7 protein-coding genes are annotated in these 5,119 nt (G+C 71.4%); 6 read left to right on the forward strand and 1 reads right to left on the reverse strand.

Annotated features, from left to right (window positions below; all coding sequences use genetic code 11):
- The 5 genes from GH736_RS16850 to GH736_RS16870 form a co-directional block, all read left to right on the forward strand.
- A partial coding sequence (locus GH736_RS16850; RefSeq protein ID WP_159605398.1) for a hypothetical protein occupies window positions 1-478 on the forward strand: 478 nt, incomplete at its 5' end.
- Window positions 479-741: 263 nt separating this feature from the next.
- Window positions 742-1,485, forward strand: a complete 744-nt coding sequence (locus GH736_RS16855) for a hypothetical protein (protein WP_159605400.1) — start codon at window positions 742-744, stop codon at window positions 1,483-1,485.
- Between the two features lie 139 nt (window positions 1,486-1,624).
- Window positions 1,625-2,773 (forward strand): Re/Si-specific NAD(P)(+) transhydrogenase subunit alpha, encoded by a 1,149-nt coding sequence (locus tag GH736_RS16860; RefSeq protein ID WP_159605402.1) that lies wholly within the window; start codon window positions 1,625-1,627, stop codon window positions 2,771-2,773.
- Window positions 2,773-3,063 (forward strand): NAD(P) transhydrogenase subunit alpha, encoded by a 291-nt coding sequence (locus GH736_RS16865; RefSeq protein ID WP_159605404.1) that lies wholly within the window; start codon window positions 2,773-2,775, stop codon window positions 3,061-3,063. Before GH736_RS16860 ends, GH736_RS16865 begins: the two co-directional genes overlap by 1 nt.
- Window positions 3,060-4,433 (forward strand): NAD(P)(+) transhydrogenase (Re/Si-specific) subunit beta, encoded by a 1,374-nt coding sequence (locus GH736_RS16870; protein ID WP_159605406.1) that lies wholly within the window; start codon window positions 3,060-3,062, stop codon window positions 4,431-4,433. The genes GH736_RS16865 and GH736_RS16870 overlap by 4 nt, the downstream gene beginning before the upstream one ends.
- Before the next feature lie 55 nt (window positions 4,434-4,488).
- Here GH736_RS16870 and GH736_RS16875 read toward each other — a convergent pair whose 3' ends face one another.
- Entirely contained in the window at window positions 4,489-4,872 is a 384-nt protein-coding gene (locus GH736_RS16875; protein WP_159605408.1) for a VOC family protein, read from the reverse strand.
- Window positions 4,873-4,986: 114 nt separating this feature from the next.
- On the opposite strand from GH736_RS16875, the gene GH736_RS16880 reads away from it, so the two are divergent.
- Window positions 4,987-5,119: HTH domain-containing protein (locus GH736_RS16880; protein ID WP_159605410.1), on the forward strand; the 133-nt coding region annotated here is incomplete at its 3' end.

A 5,119-nucleotide genomic window follows, 5' to 3' on the forward strand; every position in this document is an offset into this window, starting at 1 on the left:
TGTGCCCGCCACCGAGGGCGGTGCCGGTGATGGCGCCGGCGGTGGCGCGTGGCCGCTCGGCGCGCTCGGATGGAGGGAGGTCACGGCGGGGCCCCGACGGCCATCACCCGCGCTGACCACGGGCGGTCTCGTGGTTCCGGGTTCGACGCAGGCCCGGCTGGTCGCGTTCGACTCCATCACCGGTCTCCTCGGGCACGACGTCACCCGCTTCGGCGTCGACGTGCGCCGTGGTCGCGGCCTGCGCCTTGCCGTGCGTCTCCGCGACGAGTGGTTCGCGTCGACGCCGCTTCGCGTCGGCAGCAACCGCTTGACGCGTGCGGGCGACTGGACTCGGCTGCGGTCGTCCGGCCACGCGGCATCCGCTTGGCCTGCGTCGAGACGGATGCCGCTGCCGTCCGGTGCCCTCGGCGGCGTCGGCATCCTCCGACCCGCGGCATCCGACATCGCCGTCGTACGGCGGGTCACCGTGTGGCGGTGAGTTGCAGGCGCCTCGGCGTCCGCCTGTCAAGCCCTTCACCCCACGAGCGCGCGCCCATATCGTTGCGACGACCTCAGCCGATGACCCGACCCAGCTGCCGACCCGAATGCAATGCACGGCACGCTCGGTGGCTCTGCCCGAGAGCCCGGTCGCCGGTGTCGCCGCCCCCAGAGGAAGTCCCGACCGCAGCGTGGCATGGGTCGGGTGGAGATGTCATGCATCGAACCCCCGCCCATGCACGTCCGGTCGCACCGATCCCGCAAATGATCGCCCGAACGCCCCCGCGGGTCTACGCGTCCGTCGTCCTCCCCGTCGCGGTGCTGCTGGCCGCGGCGGCGGTGCAGCCGTGGCTTGCACCGAGCGACCTGATGCGCGACAGCCAGGTCATCGCCGCGCGGCATGACGCGGCGAGCCCCGCGTATGGACTGGTGTCCAACCTCGGCATCGTCGTGCTGGTGCTCTCGAGTGGCGCTGCGGCGACGGCACGGCTCATCCTGCGCGACGCGCGCGCACCGTGGCCCGGGCTGCTGCTGTGGATGGCCGTCCTGAGCCTCGTGCTCGCCCTCGACGATCTCCTCCTCCTGCACGAGGCCGCGACGTTCGCGCCGTGGACCGGCGCGGTGGTCGCGGCCGCATACGGGTTCGCGTTCCTCCGATTCGTCCTGGCGTTCCGGAGCCTGATCGTTCGGGGCCTCGATGTCGGGCTCCTCCTGCTCGCGGTCGGATCGTTCGGGGTCTCGGCAGCGACCGACCTCGCGGTGGCGGCGACCCAGGCCTCCGTGCTCGTCGAGGACGGCGCCAAGCTGCTCGGCCTCGTCGCGTGGTCGGCGTTCGTGCTGCGGGCGGTCCTCGCCGCCTCCCGGCGTGCCGGTGCGAGCACGAGCACGCACACGAGCACGCGTGGGAGCATCGGCACTGCACCGATGCCTCCACGGAAGACCGTCGCCGACGGGGCCGCCGACGCAACGATCGTGCGCGACTCTTCCGCACAGGTGAAGAACCGCTGATCTTTCGGCCGCGAAACGGCCGAATCATGGATCGGATGCCGCGGCGGCGGGTACGCTCGCCACACGTGCAGCAGTGCCGCAGCATCGGGTTCCTCCGTGCCGGCGGCGCCGCTGCACTCCCGTGTGGAGAGGAGCGACCGTGAGGGTCGGCATCGCGAGAGAGCGACGAACAGGTGAGCGGCGGGTCGCCGCGACGCCCGATACCGTGCGGCAACTGGCCGGCCTGGGGCTCGAGGTGCTCATCGAGCACGGCGCCGGCGAGGCATCCGGTCACTCGGATGCCTCGTACGAGCAGGCCGGGGCCACGGTGGTCGACCCCTTGGGCCTCGGCGACCTCGACGTGCTGCTGCACGTGCGTCCGCTCGAACCCGAGACCCCGGCGCGCCTGCGGCGTGGCGCGGTGACGATCGGGCTCGGCTCACCGTCGACCGAGCTGCCCACGGTGCGCGCGCTCCGGGATGCCGGCGTGACGGCGTTCGCGCTCGAGCTGGTGCCGCGCATCTCGCGCGCCCAGTCGATGGATGCGCTGACGAGCCAGGCGCTCGTCGCCGGCTACCGCTGCGTGCTCGAGGCGGCGATGCGGCTGCCGAGGTTCTTCCCGCTCTACATGACCGCGGCCGGCACCATCCCGCCGGCGAAGGTGCTCGTGCTCGGTGCGGGCGTCGCGGGCCTGCAGGCCATCGGCACGGCGAAGCGCCTCGGCGCTCGCGTCTCCGCGAACGACGTGCGGGCCGCATCCGCCGACGAGGTGAAGTCACTGGGCGGCACGTTCATCCACCTCGACCTCGACGCGGCCGACGCCGGCGGCGGCTACGCGAAGGAGCTCGGCGCCGATCGCGCCGCACGGCAGCGGGCGTTGCTCGCTCCGCACGTCGCCGACTCCGATGTGCTGATCACGACCGCGGCGATCCCCGGGCGTCCGGCGCCACTGCTCGTGACGGCCGACATGGTCCGCGCGATGCGCCCCGGGTCGGTGGTCGTCGACCTCGCCGCCGAGTCGGGCGGCAACGTCGAGGGCTCCGTCGCCGGGTCGGATGTCGTGGTGCCGACCGCCGACGGCGGCACGATCACGCTCGTGGGCATGAAGGATGCCGCGTCGACGATGCCTGCGGATGCGTCCCGCCTCTACGCCAAGAACGTGGCGAACCTCCTCGCGCTCATGACGCACGACGGCTCGGTCGAGCCGGACTTCGGCGACGTGGTCGTGCTCGACGCCTGCCTGACGCATGACGGCGAGGTGCGGCATCCGGCGACCGCTGAAGCCCTGGACACGGAAGGAGCCCGCTGATGGACGGCGTCGCCCTGCTCACGATCACCGTGCTGTCGGTGTTCGTGGGCTTCGAGGTGGTCTCGAAGGTCTCGAGCACCCTACACACCCCGCTGATGTCGGGCGCGAACGCGATCCACGGCATCATCCTGGTGGGTGCGATCATCGTCGCGGGCCAGGCCTCCGACGGCTGGACGCTCGCCATCGCCCTCGTCGCCGTCGTGCTCGCGACCGCCAACCTCGTCGGCGGGTTCGTGGTCACCGACCGCATGCTCGAGATGTTCCGCGGGCGCAAGGGGGCCGGCCGATGATCCTCCTCTCGCCCACCTGGACCGCGATCCTCTACCTGGTCGCCGCCGTCTGCTTCATCCTCGCCCTCAAAGGCCTCAGCTCGCCGAAGACCGCCCGCCGCGGCAACCTGATCGGCGCGGCCGGAGCGCTCATCGCGGTGGTCACCGTCTTCCTCTCGTCGAAGCTCGACAACATCCCATGGATCCTCGGGGCCATCGCCGTCGGCTCGGCCATCGCCGCGCCCGTCGCCCGGCGCGTGCAGATGACGCAGATGCCCCAGCTCGTCGCCCTGTTCAACGGCGTCGGCGGCGGTGCGGCGGCGCTCGTGGCGCTGCTCGAGCTGGCGCACACGGATGACGCGTGGGTGCGCGTCGCCATCGTGTTCACGCTGCTCGTGGGGGCGGTGTCCTTCGCGGGGTCGCTCGTGACCTTCGCGAAGCTGCAGGAGCTGATGACCACCCGTCCCGTCGTCTTCCCCGGACTCCCGCTGCTCATGACGGGTGCCCTCGTCGCGGCCATCGCAGCGGCCGTCGCCGTCGTCTTCACGGGCGCGGGATGGCTCGCCGTGGTGCTGCTCGTGCTCGGCCTGCTGACCGGCGTGCTGCTCGTGCTGCCCGTGGGCGGCGCCGACGTGCCGATCGTGATCTCGCTGCTCAACGCGTTCACCGGGCTTGCCGTCGCAGCGTCGGGCCTCGTGCTCGGCAACGTGCTGCTCGTCGTGGCGGGCACGCTCGTCGGGGCATCCGGAACCATCCTCACCCGGGCCATGGCGTCCGCGATGGGACGCAGCGTGTCGGGCATCATGTTCGGCGCGTTCCGGGGCGGGTCGACCGCCGGGTCCACCGAGACATCCGACCGGCCGGTGCGCTCGTCGAGCCCCGAAGACGTGGCCGTGCTGCTCGGGTACGCCCAGAAGGTCGTCATCGTGCCGGGCTACGGCCTCGCCGTGGCGCAGGGCCAGCACACCGTGGCGGAGCTGCAGTCCGAGCTCGAGTCGCGGGGCATCGAGGTGGTGTTCGCCATCCACCCCGTGGCCGGTCGCATGCCCGGGCACATGAACGTGCTGCTCGCCGAGGCAAACGTGCCCTACGAGTCCCTGAAGGAGATGGGCGAGGTGAACCCCGAGTTCAAGACGGCGGATGTCGCGCTCGTCGTCGGCGCGAACGACGTCGTGAATCCCGCCGCGAAGTCGACCCCCGGCTCCCCCATCTACGGCATGCCGATCCTCGAAGTGGCCGACGCGCGCCAGGTCGTGTTCCTGAAGCGCTCGATGCGGCCCGGTTTCGCAGGCATCGAGAACGAGTTGCTGTTCGAGCCGCAGACCACGCTGCTGTTCGGCGACGCCAAGGACTCGCTTGCCAAGGTGCTCGGGGCGGTCAAGGCGCTGTAACCGGTCGGTGGGGTTGCGGCGTTGCACGTGCCACGGCCGCGACCCGCCGCCGATCTCAGGCGTGGCGGTCGGCCCAGTGCTGGTTGAACATGATGCCCAGCAGGTTGCCGAACGGGTCGACCACGACCGGGGTCACGAAGCCCGGCCCGCGTTCGATCGGAGGCTGGTACGTCGTCGCGCCCAGGTCGAGGAGTCGCTGGTACGAGGCGGGCAGGTCGTCGACGTGCCACTGGATGATCTCCCCGCCGGGCGTTTCAGGGCCGGCGGGCCGGTACGCCGCGTCGATGATGCCCAGCTCGTCCTCGTCATCGCCGACCCGGAACTCGATGTAGCCCGGGCGCTGGTAGTACGGCTCGATGCCGAGCACCTCGGAATACCAGGCGGCGGCAGCCTCGAGGTCGGCGGCGTAGTAGCTGACGGTGGCGAATCCCCTGAGCATGAGTGCGTCCCTTCGTGGAACCGGTCGAACCGGTTTCTGCTGCTGTTCGTGTGACTCCAGTCTCGAACGCAGAAGTGCTCACCCTCTGACCACTTTTCCAGGGAGGATGGGAACATGCGCGCTGACCGCCTCGTCGCCACCCTGCTCACCCTGCAGGCTCGCGGGCGCGTGACCGCGGCGCGGCTCGCCGAGGAGCTCGAGGTGTCGGTCGCGACCGCGCGCCGCGACCTCGAGGCGCTCTCGGCGG

This window comes from Agromyces humi, assembly GCF_009720255.1.
In the GTDB taxonomy this organism is placed as follows: Bacteria; Actinomycetota; Actinomycetes; order Actinomycetales; family Microbacteriaceae; genus Agromyces; species Agromyces humi.

Excerpts from the sequence above, each read along its gene's own strand:
- GH736_RS16855 (WP_159605400.1), top strand. The coding sequence starts at position 742 with ATGATCGCCCGAACGCCCCCGCGGGTCTACGCGTCCGTCGTCCTCCCC.
- GH736_RS16865 (WP_159605404.1), top strand. The coding sequence starts at position 2,773 with ATGGACGGCGTCGCCCTGCTCACGATCACCGTGCTGTCGGTGTTCGTG.
- GH736_RS16870 (WP_159605406.1), top strand. The coding sequence starts at position 3,060 with ATGATCCTCCTCTCGCCCACCTGGACCGCGATCCTCTACCTGGTCGCC.
- GH736_RS16875 (WP_159605408.1), bottom strand. The coding sequence starts at position 4,872 with ATGCTCAGGGGATTCGCCACCGTCAGCTACTACGCCGCCGACCTCGAG.